Annotated in this window: 20 protein-coding genes; 5 read left to right on the top strand and 15 right to left on the bottom strand. The window is 58.9% G+C overall.

All coding sequences use genetic code 11. The annotated features are described in order from the left end of the window. Position 1: 1 nt before the first annotated feature. From ACTQVX_RS05285 to ACTQVX_RS05275, 3 genes are all read right to left on the bottom strand, one after another. A complete protein-coding gene (locus tag ACTQVX_RS05285) occupies positions 2 to 1726 on the bottom strand; it encodes an ABC transporter ATP-binding protein (protein ID WP_441560524.1) in 1725 nt (574 codons plus the stop codon). Continuing rightward, positions 1726 to 2214 (bottom strand): MarR family winged helix-turn-helix transcriptional regulator, encoded by a 489-nt coding sequence (locus ACTQVX_RS05280; protein WP_441041392.1) that lies wholly within the window; start codon positions 2212 to 2214, stop codon positions 1726 to 1728. The genes ACTQVX_RS05285 and ACTQVX_RS05280 overlap by 1 nt, the downstream gene beginning before the upstream one ends. A gap of 181 nt (positions 2215 to 2395) precedes the next feature. After that, positions 2396 to 2686 carry a CDP-alcohol phosphatidyltransferase gene (locus ACTQVX_RS05275; RefSeq protein ID WP_441560491.1) on the bottom strand — a complete coding sequence of 97 codons (291 nt, stop codon included), beginning with the start codon at positions 2684 to 2686 and terminating at the stop codon, positions 2396 to 2398. 293 nt (positions 2687 to 2979) lie between these two features. Here ACTQVX_RS05275 and ACTQVX_RS05270 point away from each other — a divergent pair, with 293 nt between their 5' ends. Beyond that, positions 2980 to 3501 (top strand): nitroreductase family protein, encoded by a 522-nt coding sequence (locus ACTQVX_RS05270; RefSeq protein WP_427794362.1) that lies wholly within the window; start codon positions 2980 to 2982, stop codon positions 3499 to 3501. Positions 3502 to 3535: 34 nt separating this feature from the next. On the opposite strand, the gene ACTQVX_RS05265 is transcribed toward ACTQVX_RS05270, so the two are convergent. The 6 genes from ACTQVX_RS05265 to ACTQVX_RS05240 all read right to left on the bottom strand — a co-directional run bounded on the left by ACTQVX_RS05265 (position 3536) and on the right by ACTQVX_RS05240 (position 9666). Next, the gene (locus ACTQVX_RS05265; protein ID WP_441560489.1) at positions 3536 to 4816 is read right to left on the bottom strand and encodes an LCP family protein; all 1281 of its coding nucleotides are present in this window, start codon (positions 4814 to 4816) and stop codon (positions 3536 to 3538) included. 2 nt (positions 4817 to 4818) lie between these two features. Next, the gene (locus ACTQVX_RS05260) at positions 4819 to 5637 is read right to left on the bottom strand and encodes a class B sortase (RefSeq protein ID WP_441560488.1); all 819 of its coding nucleotides are present in this window, start codon (positions 5635 to 5637) and stop codon (positions 4819 to 4821) included. An 86-nt stretch (positions 5638 to 5723) separates the two neighbouring features. Further along, the gene (locus ACTQVX_RS05255) at positions 5724 to 6314 is read right to left on the bottom strand and encodes a hypothetical protein (RefSeq protein WP_441560487.1); all 591 of its coding nucleotides are present in this window, start codon (positions 6312 to 6314) and stop codon (positions 5724 to 5726) included. Positions 6315 to 6482: 168 nt separating this feature from the next. Continuing rightward, positions 6483 to 7064 carry a hypothetical protein gene (locus ACTQVX_RS05250; protein WP_441560485.1) on the bottom strand — a complete coding sequence of 194 codons (582 nt, stop codon included), beginning with the start codon at positions 7062 to 7064 and terminating at the stop codon, positions 6483 to 6485. Positions 7065 to 7147: 83 nt separating this feature from the next. Beyond that, positions 7148 to 8365 (bottom strand): helix-turn-helix domain-containing protein, encoded by a 1218-nt coding sequence (locus ACTQVX_RS05245; RefSeq protein WP_441560483.1) that lies wholly within the window; start codon positions 8363 to 8365, stop codon positions 7148 to 7150. Positions 8366 to 8631: 266 nt separating this feature from the next. Continuing rightward, positions 8632 to 9666 (bottom strand): YeiH family protein, encoded by a 1035-nt coding sequence (locus tag ACTQVX_RS05240; RefSeq protein ID WP_441560481.1) that lies wholly within the window; start codon positions 9664 to 9666, stop codon positions 8632 to 8634. Positions 9667 to 9859: 193 nt separating this feature from the next. On the opposite strand from ACTQVX_RS05240, the gene ACTQVX_RS05235 reads away from it, so the two are divergent. Continuing rightward, a complete protein-coding gene (locus ACTQVX_RS05235; protein WP_441016618.1) occupies positions 9860 to 10561 on the top strand; it encodes a GntR family transcriptional regulator in 702 nt (233 codons plus the stop codon). Between the two features lie 112 nt (positions 10562 to 10673). Here ACTQVX_RS05235 and glmS read toward each other — a convergent pair whose 3' ends face one another. Then, the gene (gene glmS, locus ACTQVX_RS05230; protein WP_427794357.1) at positions 10674 to 12521 is read right to left on the bottom strand and encodes a glutamine--fructose-6-phosphate transaminase (isomerizing); all 1848 of its coding nucleotides are present in this window, start codon (positions 12519 to 12521) and stop codon (positions 10674 to 10676) included. Positions 12522 to 12850: 329 nt separating this feature from the next. Here glmS and ACTQVX_RS05225 point away from each other — a divergent pair, with 329 nt between their 5' ends. Then, the gene (locus ACTQVX_RS05225; RefSeq protein ID WP_441560479.1) at positions 12851 to 13963 is read left to right on the top strand and encodes a LacI family DNA-binding transcriptional regulator; all 1113 of its coding nucleotides are present in this window, start codon (positions 12851 to 12853) and stop codon (positions 13961 to 13963) included. Positions 13964 to 14076: 113 nt separating this feature from the next. Here the strand turns inward: ACTQVX_RS05225 and ACTQVX_RS05220 are convergent, their stop codons facing one another. Continuing rightward, positions 14077 to 14727 (bottom strand): HAD family hydrolase, encoded by a 651-nt coding sequence (locus ACTQVX_RS05220; protein ID WP_441555001.1) that lies wholly within the window; start codon positions 14725 to 14727, stop codon positions 14077 to 14079. A 167-nt stretch (positions 14728 to 14894) separates the two neighbouring features. Between ACTQVX_RS05220 and ACTQVX_RS05215 the strand changes: the two genes are divergently transcribed. Continuing rightward, the gene (locus ACTQVX_RS05215; RefSeq protein ID WP_441540786.1) at positions 14895 to 15773 is read left to right on the top strand and encodes a hypothetical protein; all 879 of its coding nucleotides are present in this window, start codon (positions 14895 to 14897) and stop codon (positions 15771 to 15773) included. Between the two features lie 95 nt (positions 15774 to 15868). Then, positions 15869 to 16069 carry a hypothetical protein gene (locus ACTQVX_RS05210; RefSeq protein WP_441016603.1) on the top strand — a complete coding sequence of 67 codons (201 nt, stop codon included), beginning with the start codon at positions 15869 to 15871 and terminating at the stop codon, positions 16067 to 16069. Here the strand turns inward: ACTQVX_RS05210 and ACTQVX_RS05205 are convergent. The 4 genes from ACTQVX_RS05205 to ACTQVX_RS05190 all read right to left on the bottom strand — a co-directional run bounded on the left by ACTQVX_RS05205 (position 16066) and on the right by ACTQVX_RS05190 (position 19193). After that, positions 16066 to 16716, bottom strand: coding sequence for an HAD family hydrolase (locus ACTQVX_RS05205; RefSeq protein WP_427795280.1), 651 nt, complete (start codon positions 16714 to 16716; stop codon positions 16066 to 16068). The two genes, ACTQVX_RS05210 and ACTQVX_RS05205, sit on opposite strands and share 4 nt — an antisense overlap. A gap of 244 nt (positions 16717 to 16960) precedes the next feature. Beyond that, positions 16961 to 17413, bottom strand: coding sequence for a PTS sugar transporter subunit IIA (locus tag ACTQVX_RS05200; RefSeq protein WP_441560477.1), 453 nt, complete (start codon positions 17411 to 17413; stop codon positions 16961 to 16963). 11 nt (positions 17414 to 17424) lie between these two features. After that, the gene (locus ACTQVX_RS05195) at positions 17425 to 18363 is read right to left on the bottom strand and encodes a transketolase family protein (RefSeq protein WP_427795278.1); all 939 of its coding nucleotides are present in this window, start codon (positions 18361 to 18363) and stop codon (positions 17425 to 17427) included. Further along, the gene (locus ACTQVX_RS05190; RefSeq protein ID WP_441560475.1) at positions 18363 to 19193 is read right to left on the bottom strand and encodes a transketolase; all 831 of its coding nucleotides are present in this window, start codon (positions 19191 to 19193) and stop codon (positions 18363 to 18365) included. Before ACTQVX_RS05190 ends, ACTQVX_RS05195 begins: the two co-directional genes overlap by 1 nt. Positions 19194 to 19240: the final 47 nt, after the last annotated feature.

Raw genomic sequence — 19240 nt, 5'->3', positions numbered from 1 at the left:
GCTACTCACCTCCCTTCATCTGCGATTCCGCGATGGCGCGGTACACCTCGCAGGTTTCCATAAGTTCCTCGTGCGCGCCCAGGCCCACGACCTCGCCATCCTTGAGCACGACAATCTGGTCGGCATGCAAAATCGTCGAGATGCGCTGCGCGATGATGAGCACCGCGGCGTCGCGCGTCTCGTCCTGCAGCGCATGGCGCAAGGCCGCATCGGTCTTAAAGTCCAGGGCCGAAAAACTGTCATCGAAGATATACAGATCGGCATGCTTCATGAGCGCACGGGCAATTGCCAGACGCTGGCGCTGGCCGCCCGAAAAGTTCGTACCGCCCTGGGCAACCGGAGTATCGAGCCCCTGCGGCTGATCGAGCACAAAGGTGCTCTGGGCAACCTGCAGCGCATGAAGCATGTCCGCCTCGGTCGCATCCTCGTTGCCAAAGCGCAGATTGCTTGCCACGGTGCCCGAGAACAGCCACGCCTTCTGCGGCACATAGGCGATGCGCCCGCGAATCTCATCTTGCGAAAGCTCGCGCAGGTCGATGCCGTCCAGGCGAATGGCGCCCTTGGTGGCATCGTGGAAGCGCAGCAGAAGCTTTGCCACCGTCGACTTGCCCGAGCCCGTCGAGCCCACAATCGCGGTCGTCTGACCGCGACGACAGGCAAAGCTCAGGTCGCACAGGGTGTCCTCGTCGGCATCGTCAAAGCGAAACGACATGTGGTCGAACACGGCAACAGCATCCGTATCGTCCTCGGAGGCAGGCGTCCCGTCACCCAGTGTACGCTCGCCGTCCACGATGCTCGGCTCAATCTCCAACACCTGCTGCGCACGGTTCAGGCACGCGGCAGCACGCGGAAGCGTCAGCACCACCATCTGGGCCATCATCACAAAGAACAGGATCAGAATTGCATACTCCAGCACCGCCGAGATACTCGCGATCTGCATGGCATGGGCGCCCACCCGGTTACCGCCCACCCACAGCACCGCCACCTCGGCGATGTTCATCAAAAAGAAGCTGGAGCTGTCAAGGCCCACAAACAGGTGGTTGACCTTTATGGCGTTGGCGGCGTAGTCGCTAAACACCTCGTCCAGGCGCCGCTCCTCGTGATGCTCTTTATTAAAAGCACGAATAACGCGCACGCCCACAATATTCTCGCGCAGCACCACGTTCATGCGGTCGATAAAGCCCTGTAGGCGCATAAAAATCGGTGCCGCATTGGCAACCGTAAAGACCGCCGCAACCAGCACGATCGCAACCACGACGCCCAGAAGCACGCCCATAGCCGGATCGATAAACCAGGCGAAGATGATGCCCGCCACAGCCAAGAACGGCACGGGCAGCACCAGCTGAATCGTCTGAAGGACAGCCTGTTGAATCACGTTGATGTCGTTGAGTGAGCGCGTGATCATCGATCCGGTGCCAAAGCGCTCAAAATCGCTGGCAGACAGCTCGAGTGATTTGTCGTAGACGGCATTGCGGATGTCGCAGGCCACGTTAGCCGCCAGACGCGCCGAAAGATAGCAGCCCAGCACCGTGCCGCCGCTCGCCATGCTCGTCGCGATAAACATGTATAGGCCGTTGCATAAGATGTAGTCGACATCGCCCGTGGTAATACCGGTGTTGACCATGTTCGCCAGCATCGTGGGAACCAACAGCGTACCGACGTTATCCACCAGCAGCGCCAGCAGCGTCACTGCGACAAGCCCTCGATAGGGCTTCAAAAACCTCATTAACAGTCGCACGACTCACCCTCACCTTGATTCTCGGCAGCGATATGCTGCTTAAAGACATCGCACTCATCGCCGAGCGCATGGGAAAATTTTTCGATGAGGCGCATGATTTCGCGCTGTTCCCAGGGCTCGAGCACTTCGAAAGCCTGTTGCTCGGCTTCTTGCGCCGGCAGCGCATATTGCTCGGCAAACCGCATGCCCGCTTCGGTCAAACGCACAACCTTGTTCTTACGGCTGCCTTCGGCAAACTCCAACGTTGCGAAGCCCCGCGCCGTCAAGGTTTTAATTGCCGAGTTGATGGTCTGCTTGCTGTAGAACCATTCGCTTGTCAGACGGCTTACGGCAATACTGCCGCCTGCCGTGCTGGTATCGACGAGCATCCAGTAAGCGCAGTCCGAAAGGCCGCAGGCGCGCGAGAACTCCGAATAGATATGGTCGAGTCTATTGAGCAACCGGTCGAAGTCGACCGGCGTAACCGCGCTATTCATCTATCCCACCATTCGATTGTCCGATTTTTGACCAATTTCGTGTCTCTAGATTAGTCCGAGCTTTGACTATCGTCAACAGGTTCTCCGCAAATGCCTACGCTTTTATGGCCTATCGGCAGAAAAAGACCGCCGGCGCGGGGGCGGCGCCAGCGGTCACGTGAAAATCGGGTTTCATTGCCTGTTAAGCGGCGACAGCCTCGTAGACCGTAGCGCTCGAGAAGCTATCGTGCAGGCTTTTGCCGCAGATCCAAGGCAGCTCGACGACCTCGCAGAGCGTTTTGACCAGCTCGGAGCAGTCAGTAAAGTGGCCCTTATCGTTGAGGGCCTCGCAATCCTGAACACGCCAATAGCCATCGGTGTGCGTGATGTAGTACTCGTGATCGTCAATCGTCACAAAAGCGCGTGTCTTGGAACGCAGCAGCTTCAGAAATCCTTCGAAATCGGTCTCGACGACATCTCCAGCCTGGAACATGATAGTTACCTCCTGGCCCGGCGCCACCACGGCGCGTTGATAAACGTTGGTACTCCTTTAGTAAAACCTTTATCAGAGGTTATGCGTTCGTCATTTAGGCAAGTGGTAAAAACCGCAGGGCAGACGGGATAAAACGTTTAACCATCCCATTGGCTTGTCACATTTTGAAGGTACTTTTATGCAAACCTACTTACCCAATTGGAATCTATCCTTTTGCCGGGCACATGACCGTCTATCGTTTGAGCCCGACGGGTATGAACGGGGCATCTGCAACGCCACCGCAAGGAGACACCATGGAGACTATCGAAGCACTCATTCACCGCCGCAGCTGCCGCAAATACAGCGATCGTCCCGTCGAGGCCAAAAAGCTTGCACGTATTATCGAAGCCGGCCAATATGCACCGAGCGGCATGGGCCGCCAGCCGGTGACGTTTGTCGCCGTCACCGACCCCGCGACCGTCGAGCGTCTCTCACAGCTCAACGCCCAGGTCATGGGCAGCAACAGCGACCCCTTCTATGGCGCCAAGACCGTTGTGGTGGTGCTGGTTGACCGCAGCGTGCCAACACATCTGGAAGACGGCTCGCTCGCCATGGGCAACTTGCTCAACGCCGCCTATGCACTGGGTGTCGATTCGTGCTGGATTCACCGCGCGCATGAGGTCTTTGACTCGCCCGAGGGCCTGGAGCTGCTGGCCAGCTGGGGCCTGCCCGCCGACGGCAGCCTGCGTGGTGTCGGTAACTGCATTCTGGGCTATGCCGAGGACACGCTACCCGAGGCAAAGCCGCGCCGCGACAACGTGGTGTATGTTAGGTAATTTGTTCCGCCGTTCTACCGAACGGCGGAACAAATTAGTCGACCGGGTGGTAGAAGGTGTCGACGACCGTCTGTTTTACGTTGTCTTGGTCTAAGTAGAACTCGGCAAAGGTGTCGCCCTGCTGCATGGTTCCCTGCAGCGTCACAACATCAAACGAGGTCAGGCCGTGCTCGAGCATCGTGGTCGCCAGATAGCTAAACTCATCGAGGCCCAGATTGGTCCACGTATAGTCGCCCATCGTCTGGTACAAGTTAATCAGCACAGCCGGATTACTCTTGGCGCTGTTGAGCACCTTGGCCGCAAACGCCTGCACATAGCTCACCTGACGTGCCGTACGATCGAGCGACGAGGTCAACTCCGTGGTATCGCGCCACTGCACATACTTTTCGGCCGAGATTCCAAACAGTGTCGTCTCCTGCCCCTCAACCGCTGCCGTACCCGGCACGGTCTGTGTCGGCACAAGCGTCACGCCGCCAATAGAATCATTGATAGGCGCCACGCCCTCAATGTTGAGCGTGTAGTAATAGTCGACTGGGATATTGTCGAGTACGCGTGAAGCGGCTGCCGCCGTCAGCTGCGAGGAATTATCACCGTCGGTACCGTAGGCAAACTGCAGGCAGAGCTGCTCGGTCACCTGACCCGAAAACGAACCACCCGCATACGTATCGACGGCAACCATGCTGTCGCGCGGAATAACGATGCCGCGGGCCTCGCCTGTATCGGTATTAAGGGCTACAACCATAACGGTATCCGACTGGCCTTCTTTGGCGCCATCATCAGACGCGCGATTATCGAAGCCGATAAACGCCACCGTAGCCATATGCTTGTTGAGTGCATACTTCTTGCCGTTATAGGTGATGGTGTCACCTTTGGCCTTAATGACCTTTTCGGCCTTTTCCTCGATCTTCTTTTTGCCTTGGTTCACGCTGTGGTTCACAAAGCCCCAGCCGGCAGCAGCAATCGCGCCGATCATGAGCAACACAATCACGAGTGTGCGGATGCGGCGACGACGTTTGATGCGCTTAATCGACTCCTGGGAACGGCGACGGCGCTGCGGTGGCGCCTCATCGAGCGAAGGCCATTCGGTCTCATCAGCAGGCTGCGGTGCATCATCCGCAACCTGCGCCGAAGTCTCGGCCTGGCCCACGGTTTTGCTCGACGCCCCATTTTGTGTGTCAGATGCCGAATCGACATCGGCACCCTGCTGCGCGCTGGCAGGCTCCGCCACATCGGAAACCTGTTGCTGGGAAGTGTTCTCCTGGCTATTTTCGTCGGGATCCACCGCATCGATAAAGTGCTTGCCACGGGGGTTCATGTCTATTTTGTCTCCTGGTCGTTTGTTAACACACCACTCACAATATAGCGCGAGTTGCCCTGCGAGCTATCGAGCATGCAGGTGCTCAGTTGCACAACCTTGCTATCCGCGTCAAGCGCAATACCTTCCCGTACGTTTTTGAGGAGCGCGTCGGGATTGCAGACGGTATTGAAATACTCCTGGCGCACAGCGGGATCGGCAAAGTTAAATGAGTTGAGGATGTGGCGATCGTCGTACTGGTAGGCCGAAACGATCTGGTACGTCAGAATATGGCCGGGCGTGTAGATGAAGAACTCGGTATTCTCGTTAAAGAAGTCCGCATCCTCAAAATAATGCAAGTTATGGAACACGCCGCCGTTCACGTGGCCGTAGATCACCGTCACGGGATCGCTAAAGTCACGCGCATTGGCCATCTGGCTAAACGCGGTGCCATACGCGTCGTACTTACCGTCCTTGTCGTGATCCAAATAGAACAGGTCGTCGGTCGCACTCTGCAGTAGAGGTGTGTTGATGTCGGCTCCCGGAATATAGAGCCAAGCGTAAATGTCAGCGTTTTCTTTGATAAGCGAGGCAAAGTCGATGGGATTGTCTGCCAGCTCCCTGTCCTTCGATTCGACCTTGGTAGCAGGCTTGCCCGTTGCACTCATCTCCTGCGCGCGCTGCTGCTCCAGATGGTTCATATAGAGTACGTAGCCGCCGCAGCCGACTGCGATCAGTAACAACACCACGAAAACGCCCTTGAGTATCGTGGCGCGACGCTTTTTGTCCGAGTCGTCCATATGCTGAACGTCCATATACTTGCCCTCTGGCTGCTGTGCCATGGTGTTCCCTTACCCTGTAAATCGGCTAAAAAAAGGACCCGCACAAGTACGGGTCCTCAAATCTTACGGTTGAAACCGTATGCGTACTAGTTGTTCTTGCGAAGAGCAACAAAAGCGCAAGCGGCGCCAGCGGCGGCAACAGCAGCCACGGCGGCAACGGCGGTGGTGTTCACACCGGTGGCCGGGGACTTAGCACCCTTGTCGGCAGTCACAGTCGTGCTAGCGGCAGCAGAGGCGCCACTCGTGGGCTGAGCAACCAGAGAGATGATGCAGAGCTTGTCCATCGTGAAGGAAACGTTGCCGTTGGCGTCGGCGGTAAGCTCCTTCACATCGGGGGAACCAGAGTCATGCTGGATGTAGACGGTCACCTTGGCGCCTGCATACTGAGAACCAAGAGCAAAGGTGAAGTTGTACGGGCCGCTCGTGTTATATTGGGTGACCGCAAAAGAAGCAACCACATTGGAGCCAGAGGGAACGTTGTTGGCGGCAGTATCGGTACCGACAACATTAAGCCATGCATCGCTGCCGGTGACAACGCCGGTAGCATTTGCGGTCACGCCATTGGACGTGACAGGCTGGCTGCTAACCTTCTCGGGGCTGTTGGCGGCGAAAGCGGCCACGGGCAGAGCCAGGGCAAGAGCGAGCACGCTCAGCGCTGCCATGAATCTCTTCTTCATGTTGGGTACTCCTCAACTTGCAGCTTACGAATTTTCAAGTTTATAAGTAGTATAGCTTTTTTCTTCAAATTGTAACTAAAGAGCTCTACATGAAACGATTTTGCAGATTTTTGTTCGCCTATAGCTCAAAACGGCACCTAGCTGTGACTATTTTATGTTCCGGCAGGTCTATGCCGTTTGATTTGGAGCTGAATTCGCCCCACCATCACTCGCCTGTGCCGCTCCCTCTGCTTTTTGTTCGCCTTCATCCTTTTGAGCATCGGCAATGGTGGCAGCGGCTGCGACCAGGCCGCGCTGGGGCGCGACGCCCGTCTGGGTCTGAACGCCCTCGACAACTTCTGTGCCTGCATGCGCAAGCTCGGGCGACTTAAACATTGCGTCCAGATTGGCCCCGCCGCCGGCGTAACCAAGCGCCGCGAGCGCGATGACAATCACCGCGACAACGACCGCGATCGGAACATAGCGATGCCAGCCTGTGGGATTGAGGCCGCTACGGCGAGCAGCGCCACGGCTAATGTAGCCGAGCGTTCCATCGTGCTTGAGCTTTGACCCCACCACACGCTTACGGCCCCACAGCGATGATTCGGCCTGCATGGCCAAGCGAGCGCTTGCCGAAGGATAACCATATTTAGTGCGTTTGAACGAGCCGTCGAACCCCGAGGCGCTTTTGCCCCACGTCCGTGAAGTCGTGCGACGGTTGACCGGCGCCGCGGGCTTTCGAACCCGATTTGTTTTTGAAGTCTCCGCCATACTCCCCGCACGCCGTAACACAGTCGAAACAATACTGCTTTGGACTGTATCACACGCGCCGCGCGCGGTCACGGGCGCCTCGCTTAACGGTCGTCGTCCTTCAGCAGGCGCCACAGGGTCGTACGGCTTATGCCTAGCACTTCGGCAGCTCGGGTCCTGTTGCCGTGAAGGTGACCTACGACCAGCCGCGCGATATCGCGCTCGGTATCGGCCAGTGGGCGCAAGATATACAGATCGCTATCGAGCGTCGGGGCACCAAAGGTCGCGGTCTTGATAACGTCCTCCTGAGCGAGCACCTCCTCCGCCACCGCCCGCTCGGCCGTACCCATCCTCACTAATATATAAAGTCGTTCCGAAACCTCACGAAGCTGTAGATAGTTACGGGGCCATCGATAGGCATCGAGTGTCTTTGCCGCCCCAGACGACAAGGCGGGTGTTGCCGTCTCAAACATATCTGCCAGATACTCCAGATAGCGCGCAACCTTTTCCGACGCGCCGCCCTGCTCGGCAATCGCCGGCGCCACACTCACTGCACAGGCCAGACGCTCGGTTACAAAAGCAGCCTGATCGCTTTCGCCGCCGCCTGGCATGTCGTTTGCCGTCAACACCACATGGCAACGAGTTGCGAGCGCCGTGTCGATCATTGCGGACACGAGCTCGCGCAGGCGTTGGGGGCCAACGGCATGCCAGCCGCCCATGCAAAGTGTCAGCCCCGTTTGGAATAGCGGCGATTCGGAACTTTTGAGCAGATGGCGCCAACCGCGATCCGTAAGCTCATCGAGCGCAACGGACACAAAGGGCTGATCGGCATAGGGTCCATCCAGGTACAGGCGTTTTGCAATCTGATCCTGTCCCGCGCCCAGCTCGCCCTCGAGCATAAGGGGCACTCCGCGCGCATAGCTCTCCCGTACGGGGGCAGCGACCGCTGCCGCGTCTTCGACGATGCCGTATGCGCTCGATTCGTAGCGGGCCTCAACTTCGTCGGCGTTGAGCCACTCGATGCCCGCATGCGCCGCGGCGGCGCGCACCTCGCGGACCACGATGACCCAAAGGCCCCCGCCCCCTTTGTCGGTGGGGCGAACGGTCAGGCTCAGGCGCGTACCCGCACGCCCCATAACCAGACGCGCGCCGTCTCCTATGCGGTCGAGGCGCTCAGCGACAAAAGCCGCCACATCCCGCTCAAGCGCCGCGTCATTCATGGTCGAGATCGCGACGTCCCCACGCGCATCGATTGCCAATGCCGAGGCCCCGGCAGCAGCTAGGGCATCGGTCAAGATCTTCAGCTTGGCATCGCTATCCATGATTTGCCCCTGTCCGCTGCGACGTACAACCGCCGACGGTCGCACGACCGAGTGTTTCAAAATTGAACGATATTGCTCACCAAACACTATAGGACAGAAAGCGTCGTCCTGCGAGTATAGGTGTTGCCCCGCATCGCCATCCTGGCGGGGCGATAAGAGCTCTTCGGGATCTATTAACCTGCGGACAAGCCATACCCGCAAGAGCTCCTATCGCTCCACCGCGAGGATGCGGCCACCGGCAACCAGCACGTAAATGGGCTACTTCTCTACCAGATTCCCAGCACGTGCTGCATTCCCAAACCCATGCACGCAATGCCAATCCAGCAGCAAAAGCCCAATGCGATGGGCTTGCCGCCTTTTTTGACCAGCTCGACGATATCGGTATTAAAGCCAATAGCCGCCATGGCCATCACGATAAAGAACTTCGACAGCTCCTTGATGGGCGCCGTAACGGACGCGGGAAGCTGAAACACTGTGGTGACCACACTCGCCAGCACAAAGAACAGCACAAACATGGGAAACGCGCGCTTAAGGGAGAACGTGTTTTTGGCGTCGCCGCCGGCCTTGCGCGCCAGATGCATCTGCCAGCATGCGAGGACCAACGTGATGGGAATAATGGCCAGCGTCCTGGTGAGCTTGACTACCGTAGCGCTCTCGAGCACATTGGCGCCGGGATGCATACTGTCCCAGGCGCTCGCCGCAGCCGTTACAGACGAGGTGTCGTTGATAGCGGTACCGGCAAACAGGCCAAAGCCCTCGTTGGTCAGCCCAAGCATGCCTCCAAGCGTTGGAAACACGAGCGCCGCGATAACGTTAAACAGGAAGATGACCGAAATAGCCTGGGCAATCTCGCGATCGTCGGCATCGATGACGGGCGCGGTCGCGGCGATGGCGGAACCGCCGCAAATCGACGAACCCACACCCACAAGCGTCGCGATCTTGTCCGGCACGTTCATAACGCGGCAGAGCACAAAAGCGATGATGAGCGAGGTCAAGATCGTAGCCACGATAATCGGCAACGACTGGGCGCCTTTGGACAGAATCTGCGAGAGGTTCATGCCAAAGCCAAGCAGGATAACCGCGTACTGCAAGACTTTTTTAGACGTATAGGTGACGCCGGCGGCGAGCTGTTCGCGACGATTCTTGGGAAAGACGAGCGCCAGAACCATGCCAAAGAGGATGGCAAATACCGGCCCACCGACCACCTCAATCTGTTTGCCGAGCAACGACGCAGGGATGGCGATGATCAGGCAGAACAAGACACCCTTCCAGCGCTCGCGTACGATATTTACCAGTTGCATACGGGATTCCTTCTTTCTATTTCACGTTTGCGACGGCTTATGATACGGCAACATCGAGCACAGCCATACGCAAAAACAGACTAAGATGCCGCAATAGTTCTCGGGCAACAACCGAATTACCCAGCGCGGAGAGCTGATTCGCGGCATAATTAACAACTGACATATGAGTGTGATAGAACAGTTGCGAGGCACTATGGAAGAATCGATGCACGTCGGCGAGCAGGAAACGAGCCTACAGGACCAGTCCTACCACACCATTCGACGCAAAATAGTCTACCTGGACTACAAGCCGGGCGAAAAGCTGGGCGTCAAGCAGCTTTGTGACGACCTAGATATGGGGCGCACCCCTGTGCGCGAGGCACTGGTGCGTCTGGCGCAAGAGGGCTTAGTGCGCACCGTGCCCCAAAGCGGCACCTATGTCTCGCCCATCAACCTCACCCTTGCCGAGAGTGCCTGCTACATTCGCGAACACCTGGAAAAGCAGGTGATTGTGGAGTGCTGCGCCCGTGCCACCTCGGTAGCCATCGAGCAGCTCGACCGAGCCATCGCGCTGCAGGAAAAAGCCATGGCCGAAGAGGACCGCATCGGCTTCTTTTTAAGCGACAACCTCATGCACCGCATGATCTTTAGCATCGCGTGCCGCAGCACCGTGTGGTCGTGGCTCGAGGCGACCAATGCCGACCTGGAGCGCTTTCGCTGGCTGCGCGCCGCTACGCAGGCGCTCGACAATCAGGAGATTGTTAACGAGCACAAGCAAATCCGCCGCGCCATCGCCGGTCGCGATCCTATCGAGGCAAGCTTTTTGGTCAGCAAGCACCTGCATATGATGTTCCGCAACCAGACCGAAGTCCTGGACCAATATCCCGAGTACTTCGAGACCAGCAAGCTCCGCTAACCTGCCAAAAAGGGACAGGTTTATTTTGGCAGGTTTTATCTGGGCAAATGCAACAAGGCCCAGCTCCGCTGCAACGAAGCCGGGCCTTAGTTGTTAGGACGTAGGAACTCGATTACTCTACCGTGACACTCTTGGCCAGGTTGCGGGGCTGGTCAACGTCGCAACCGCGCAGGATGGCAACCTCGCGGGCGAGCAGCTGCAGCGGAACGCTCGCCGTGATGGGGCTGAATACGTCGCGGACGGCCGGCACGCGAATGACGCAGTCGGCGATCTTGTTGATTTCCTCGTCGCCCTCGGTAGCAACGACGATGACCTTGGCGCCGCGCGCCTTGCACTCCATGAGGTTCGACACCGTCTTGTCGTATGTTGCGCTTTTGGTTGCAACCGCGATAACGGGGAAACCCGGGTCGATCAGCGCGATAGGGCCGTGCTTCATCTCGCCGGCAGCATATGCCTCGGCATGCAGGTAGCTGACTTCCTTGAGCTTGAGCGCGCCCTCGTAGGAAATGGCGGCGCCCATGCCGCGACCCACGAACAGTGCAGACTGCGCGTCCTTGCAGACAAGCGCGGCCTCGTGCACGGCCTCGGTCTGCGTATCCAGGATCCACTGGATCTGCTCGGCCGTATCGGAAAGCTCGCGGAACAGCATGCGCGCCTGCTTGGTGGTCAGACGGTACTTAACCTGCGCCAGCAGCAGGGCCAAAAGCGTAAGGCTCACGACCTGACCGATGAAGCTCTTGGTCGAGGCAACTGCAATCTCCTTGTTGGCCTTGGTGTAGATAACGCCGTCGCTCTCGCGCGCCACCGGGCTGCCCAGCACGTTGGTGATGCCAAAGACCTTGGCGCCCTTGATGCGTGCATCGCGAATGGCGGCAAGGGTGTCGGCCGTCTCGCCCGACTGGGACACGGCCACGACAAGCGTCGTCGGCGTGATGATGGGGTTGCGATAGCGGAACTCGCTTGCCGCCTCGACCTCGGTAGGAATACGAGCCCAACCCTCAATAAGGTTCTTGGCGATAAGTCCGGCATGGTAGCTGGTGCCGCAGGCAATCACATACACGCGGTCGATATCGTTGAGCTCCTCGAGCGAAAGGCCCAGCTCGTCGATATCGAGCTCACCGGCGGGGGTCATGCGGCCCACCAGGGTATCACGCACGACGCGAGGCTGCTCATGGATCTCCTTAAGCATAAAGTCGGGATAACCGCCCTTTTCGGCCATATCCAGGTCCCAGTCGATATGGGTAAGCTTGGGCTCAATCACGTTGCCAGCCTCGTCGGTATACTCGACGCCTGCGGGCGTAAGCTTGGCAAACTGACCGTCTTCGAGCACCACGACATCGCGGGTGGCATCGATAAGCGCGATCACGTCGGAGGCAACGTAGGAGCCGGTTTCGCCGACGCCGACCACAATCGGGGAGTCCTTGCGGGCCACGGCGATCACGCCAGGCTCATCGGCAGAAACGGCGGCCAAACCATAGGCGCCCACCACGTGGGTGCAGGCCTCGCGCACAGAAGCCATCAGGTCGTGTGTCTCGGCATAGGCCTCTTCGATCAAGTGCGCAAAGACCTCGGTGTCGGTCTCGCTCTTAAAGTGATGGCCGCGGCCCTCCAGCTCCTCACGCAGCTCGGCAAAGTTCTCGATGATGCCGTTGTGGACGATGGCGATGCGACCGTCGCAGCTGGTGTGGGGATGGGCGTTGACAACGGAGGGCTTGCCGTGGGTAGCCCAGCGGGTGTGGCCGATGCCGCAGGTGGCGTCGCTGTCGACATTGGTAAGTTCGCTCTCCAGGCCCGCGACCTTGCCCACGCGGCGAATGACGTCGAGGTGAGCCGCCGTGCCCTCGCCCACCTCGAGCGCGACGCCCGAGGAGTCATAGCCGCGATATTCCATACGCTTAAGGCCCGTGACAAGGATGTTCTTTGCAATATCAGAGCCGGTGTAGCCGACAATTCCGCACATAGGATAAATCCCTTCGCTCGCGTGACTGCAAAACGTCCACGCACAAGGGGCGCTGAGACGTATAACGTTCGAGTATTGTACTCACGCAAGCGCAAGCTGATATACCAGAAGTGGTATCTCAACTTAGATACCACCCGATGCACACACGTTCAGCCGGTCCAAACCACCACAAAGGTGCCTGTCCCCTTCGTGGTAGTCGCGTTGGCAATAGCGTTTCCCCAGATAAAACCTGTCAAAATAAACCTGTCCCTAATTGGCAGGTTTTGACACCCTAGGGACGGGCGATGCTACAATCTGGCTTGTACTTGAAACGCATCAAAGGGGCCGCTATGGCAAAGGTAAAAATCAGCGACGTCGCGCGCGAGGCAGGGGTCTCGCTGGGCACGGTATCCAACGCGCTCAACCATCCCGAAAAGCTGCGCCCCGAGACCCTCAAACTCATCAACGAGACCATCAATCGCCTTGGCTACCTGCCCAACCAAAGCGCCCGCCAGCTCGCAGGAGGCACCACCAAGTCCTTTGGCCTGGTCCTCCCCCGTCTCGACCACGGCTTCTCGCTCCAAATTGCCAGCGGCGCCCATAACGAGGCCCGCAAGCACGGTTACGACCTGCTTATCGCCAACGCCGATAACGACGACATCCTCGAAGACCACTACCTGCGCTATTTTATGGGCACGCAGATGTCCGGCGTCATGGTTCAGCCCATGGCATCCCCCGATTGGCACCCCGCCATGACCAAGATGCCCGTGCCGATTGTCCATCTGGACATCCACTGTTCCGAGCCCGGTTACTACGTGGCCGCCGATAACGAGGCACAGGGGCGCATTATCGCCGAGCTCGCCATTGCCCGCGGCGCACGCCATATCACCGTTGTGGGCAGAGCGGCATTTATGCAGCTCACCCTGCGCGTGCTTGGCATTCACAAGGCCCTCGCCCTTCATCCCGACATCAAAATTGAGGTCATTGACGCCGGAGAATGGAATACCGCAGCCGACGGTTACGGCATCGGCGCCCAGATTGCCGAGCGCTCTGCTGACGAGCGTCCGGATTTTGTCATCGGCCTAACCGACGTATTGGCCTCGGGTGTTATCTCAGCGTTGATCGACAAAGGCATCTCCGTCCCCAAGCAAGTTCGCGTGGCCGGCTGCGACGGTAACCCGCTTGCATGGAGCGGCGCAGTACCGCTCACCACCGTAGCACCCCCGGGCTACGAGATTGGCCGCAAGGGTGTCCAGCTGCTCATGGAGCAGATCGAGAACACGGCGCCGACAAAAACCAAACGCGTCCGTATCGGCTCCGCCGCACGCACCGTCACCGAGGTCACAGCCGCCGAGGACATCAACCGTCAGGAACTCGTGCGGCCGTTCCTCTTAGAGCGCGCCAGTACCCAGGCGGGCAGCCAAGCCGAAGCCACCGCCATCAACCTGGGCGCGTATCTATAGCACGTCGACCAGTATGCCAAAACGCAGCTTAAGCAAAAGAGGCCCGGCCATTGCCGGACCCCTTATGCTTAAGCGTAAATGTGGGCAATTGCCCGTTTCAACGCCGCAGCTGTCTAGCGCACGGCCTTGACCGCCGCCGCAAGGTCGAACAGCGTATCGAGCACGGCCTCGCAGCCATCCACCACATTCTGCGGCAGCGGCACAATGTCGGGGACGGCAAAGACATGGCAGCCGGCCGTAATACCCGAGACGCAGCCGTTGCGTGAATCCTCGACCACGGCGCATTCCTCGGGGGCGAAGCCCGCGCGCTCGCAAGCAAGCAGATACATCTCGGGGTCGGGCTTGCCGTGCACGACGTCCTCGCCGCAGGTCACCGTCTCAAACTTGTCAAAAAGGCCGACCATCTTAAGGTTGCGCTCGGCCGTAGCGAGGCGCGACGACGTCGCTAGACCCACGTGATAGCCCGCAGCCAGCAGCTCGCCTATGCACTCGGCGGCACCGGCCTTAAGCTCCAAATCGGTCTTGACCATCTCGTCGCGAATCTCCTTGTGGCGAACATAGATCGCCTCGGTGGTTTCATGGCTGCCGTAATGCTTATCAAGGATGTCCATGACATCGGGCAGAGTGCGGCCGATAAACTGATGGATCAGCGCATCATCAATCGCGACCCCCAGCTCGGCAGCGCCCGCCTTCCATGCCTTGATGCCCAAACGCTCGGTATCGACCAGCGTTCCGTCCATGTCAAAAATTACAGTCTTGATCATATCGGTCCCCTAACCGGATTGCATTACGGCCACTCTAGCGCACTTTACAAACTTGTATATAACGTATATAGCATATTGCACTATCGTTACATAGGCAAAAGTCATATGACGAGCAGTCCGATAGGATTATAGTTTTCGACCGAGTACTCAATGGTAAGGATTGTTTTATGCTTTCAGACACTACCGCACCTGCAAAGGAGCTTCAGGACAAACTCGCGGCGCTCGAACAGCTGCTTTTGGCATACGGACGCGTCGCCATCGGCTTTTCCGGTGGCGTCGACAGCAGCTTTTTGGCCGCGGTCTGCGCCCGCATCATGCCTGCCAGCACGCTTCTCGTTCACCTCACCACGCCGCTCATCGGCACGCCCGAACAGACCTCGTTTGAGCGATCCGTTGACAGGCAAACCAATGAGGGACCGCATTTTAAGCTCCCCGTGCTCAATCTTTCGGTCGATCAGCTGCAGCTCCCCCAAGTAGCCTGCAACGACGCCAACCGTTGCTACCACTGCAAGCACGCCGGCTTTACCGCCATCGTCAACCACGCTAAGTCGCTCGGCTTTCCCACCGTCATCGATGGCAGCAATGCAAGCGATCGCGGTGACTACCGTCCCGGCATGCGCGCTGCCAAAGAGCTCGGCGTACGCTCCCCTCTTATGGAGGTCGGCTTTACCAAGGACGAAGAGCGCGAGCTGCTGCGCGCATGGGGCTATCCCGTTTGGAACCTGCCGGCGGGAGCCTGTCTTGCCACGCGCGTCCCCACAGGCGAGGAGCTTACGCACGAGAAGGTCGATTTAATCCGCGCCTGCGAGGACTACCTGCACGATCTTGGTCTGTCGCAGGTACGCGCGCGCTTGGTCGGCGGCCGCATGCGTATCGAGGCCGCTCACGCAGATGTCGCCAAAATTGCCGCCCTCGGCGGTGCTACCGTCAATGCCGAGGGCAAGACCCCATTGCCCGCCGCCATCGAGTCCGCGCTGCGCGAGCTGGGCTGCGCCCACATCTCCCCCGAAGTCACCCCCTACATCCACGGCAATATGAACCAGTAACCTACCAAAAAGGGACAGGTTTATTTTGGCAGGTTTTATCTTGGGAAACGCGAAGAGTGCCACGCCAAATCACCGTTACGGACAGGGAGGCATTCATGCAGCTCGCCCTGCGCATACTTGGCATCCACAAGGCCCTCGCCCTGTATCCCGATATCAAAATTGAGATCATTGACGCCGGAGAGCGGAATGCCGCAGCCGACGGCCACGGCATCGGCGCCCAGATCGCCGAGCGCGCCGGCACCCAGGCAAGCGGCCACTCCGAAGCCACCGTCATCGATCTCGGCGCATACCTTTAGCGCACGGCCTTGACCGCCGCCGTCAGGTCGAACAGCGTATCGAGCACGGCCTCGCAGCCATCCACCACATTCTGCGGCAGCGGCACAATGTCGGGGACGGCAAAGACATGGCAGCCGGCCGTGATGCCAGAGACGCAGCCGTTGCGCGAATCCTCGACCACGGCGCATTCCTCGGGGGCAAAGCCCGCGCGCTCGCAGGCAAGCAGATACATCTCGGGGTCGGGCTTGCCGTGCACGACGTCCTCGCCGCAGGTCACCGTCTCAAACTTGTCAAAGAGGCCGACCGTCTTAAGATTGCGCTCGGCCGCGACGCGGCGTGACGACGTCGCAAGGCCCACGTGATAGCCCGCAGCCAGCAGCTCGTCGAGGCACTCGGCGGCGCCGGCCTTAAGCTCCAGGTCGGTCTTGGCCATCTCGCTGTGTAGCTCAATGTTGCGGGCAAAAATCGCGTCGGCGGTTTCGCCCTTGCCGTAATGCGCCTCAAGGATGTCCTTAACATCGGCATTCGAACGGCCGATAAACTGATGGATTAACGCATCATCAATCGCGATCCCCAGCTCGGCCGCGCCCACCTTCCATGCCCTCATGTCCAAACGCTCGGTATCGATCAGCGTTCCATCCATGTCAAAAATAACAGCCTTGATCATATCGACCCCTTCATCGGCTTGCGTTACCGCAAATCTGCTGCGCGTTATAAGCTTGTATATAACGTATATATCATATTGTACTTTTATTACATAGACAGAAGCTTTATGACGCAGCCTGCCAAAAAGGGACAGGTTTATTTTGGCAGGTTTTATCTGGGGAAACGCAAACAGGGCCGCGACACCTCTATGGCGTCGCGGCCCTTTTCCTTGGAGAAGGATCGATTGGTTGAACGGGATGACCGTTCTAGTCTTCGAGTCCGCTATTGATGAGCTCCGCAATCTCAATGGGATCGCTGCTCGCGCGCACCTTGTCACGGAAGCCGGCGTCCATCAGCATCACGGCAGCCTTGGAGAGCAAGCGCAGGTGCGTGGTTCCAGCCTCGCCGGCAGGCACGTACAGTGCGAGCGCAACATCGACGGGCACCCCATCGAAGCTCGGCCATTCAACGGGCTCGGCCAGTTTAAGCACGGCAACGCCCGGCGTGTGAATCGCGTCGCTTTTGGCATGCGGAACGGCAAAACCGGCGACAAGGCCGGTCTCGGCCTCGTTCTCGCGAGCAATAAAGGCAGCCTCTACGGCAGATGCGTCATCGGCAAAACCGAGCTCGATGGCCTGCTCGGACAAATAATGCAGGGCGTCCTCGTGCGAGGCGGCGGTATACCCGATCGTCACTTGGTTGGCAGATACAAATCCCATGGAAACCTTCCTTACAACACAGACCTGACCGCAGCTTCGATACCGTCGGCGTCCAAACCGAACTCGTGCAGCAAATCGACCGCAGGGCCAGACTCGCCGTACACATCACGCACGCCGACGCGTCGCATCGGCACCGGATGCTGTTCCGCGAGCACCGAGGCCACGGCCTCGCCAAGACCGCCGATAATCGAGTGCTCCTCGGCAGTGACCACGCGACCAGTCTTCTTGGCGCTGGCAACTACCAGGCGCTCATCAAGCGGCTTGATCGTGTGCATGTTGATAACCTCGGCATCGATACCATCGACAGCGAGGGCCTCGGCAGCTTCAAGCGCCTCGGCAACCATGAGGCCACAAGCGATGATGGTCACATCGGACCCCTCGCGCACGACCACGCCGCGACCAATCTTGAACTCATAGTCCTCGCGGTCGTTGATGACCGGTGTTGCCAGGCGGCCGAAACGCATGTAGACCGGCCCCTCAAACTCATAGGCGGCGCGCACGCAAGCGCGAGCCTCGATGTCATCGGCGGGAACGATCACCGTCATACCCGGGATCGTGCGCATGAGCGCGATGTCCTCGCAGCACTGATGCGTGGCGCCGTCTTCACCGACCGAGATGCCCGCGTGCGTAGCGCCGATTTTGACGTTGAGGTGCGGATAGCCGATGGAATTACGCACTTGTTCGTACGCGCGGCCGGCGGCGAACATGGCAAAGGTGCTCGCAAAGGCGACGTGACCCGTGGTTGCAATGCCGGCGGCAAGCCCCATCAAGTTGCTCTCGGCAATGCCGGCGTCGTAGAAGCGCTCAGGGTGCGCGGCCTTAAACTTACCGGTCTGCGTTGCGGCGGCCAGGTCGGCATCGAGAACCACAAAGTCATCGTGCTCATTGCCCAGCTCGACAAGTGCCTCGCCATAGCTAACGCGCGTGGCGACTTTCTTGACGTCTGCCATTAGAGCTCCTCCCCTGCTGCTGCGAGCTCGGCCATGGCCTGCTCAAACTGTTCATCGTTGGGTGCCTTGCCGTGCCAGCCCACCTGGTTTTCCATAAAGGAAACGCCCTTGCCCTTCACCGTCTCGGCGATAATGGCCACAGGCGAGTCGCTCACTTTGCGGGCCTCGGCAAAGGCGGCGGCAATCTGCGCCATGTCGTTACCGTCGGCGAGCTCAATCACATGCCACTTAAAGGCACGGAACTTGTCGGCAAGCGGCATAGCCGAGTTAACTTCGTCGATACTGCCGTCAATTTGCAGGCCATTGTGATCGACGATAGCGACGAGGTTATCCAGGTCGTGGTTGCCGGCGAACATGGCCGCCTCCCATACCTGCCCCTCCTCGCACTCGCCGTCGCCCAACAGCGTGTAGACGCGATGGCTGTCACCCCAGTGCTTTGCGGCGAGCGCCATTCCAACCGCGGCGGAGATACCCTGACCGAGCGATCCGGTAGACATGTCGACGCCCGGCGTGTCGTTCATATTGGGATGGCCCTGCAGGCGGCTGCCGATATGACGGAGCGTCTCGAGCTCCTCCTTGGGAAAGAACCCGCGTTCGGCGAGCACGGCATAGAGTGCCGGAGCGCAATGGCCCTTGGAGAGCACAAAGCGGTCGCGGTCGGCGCGGCTCGGATTTGCCGGGTCGACATCCATTTCCTCAAAGTAGAGGTAGGTCATAATGTCGGCGGCGCCAAGCGACCCGCTCGGATGCCCCGACTTGGCGGCATGGACGCCCGCGACAATACCGCGGCGAACCTCATTGGCAATCTTGGCCAGTTCCTGATCGGTCATGGAGTTTCCTCTCTTGAGCACGCCGGCCCGGCATAACAAATGCTGGG

This window comes from Collinsella sp. LCP19S3_A6, from assembly GCF_052122015.1.
Lineage (GTDB): Bacteria > Actinomycetota > Coriobacteriia > Coriobacteriales > Coriobacteriaceae > Collinsella.
Note: the sequence above shows the minus strand (reverse complement) of the source record. Positions and strands in the feature narration are given on the sequence as shown.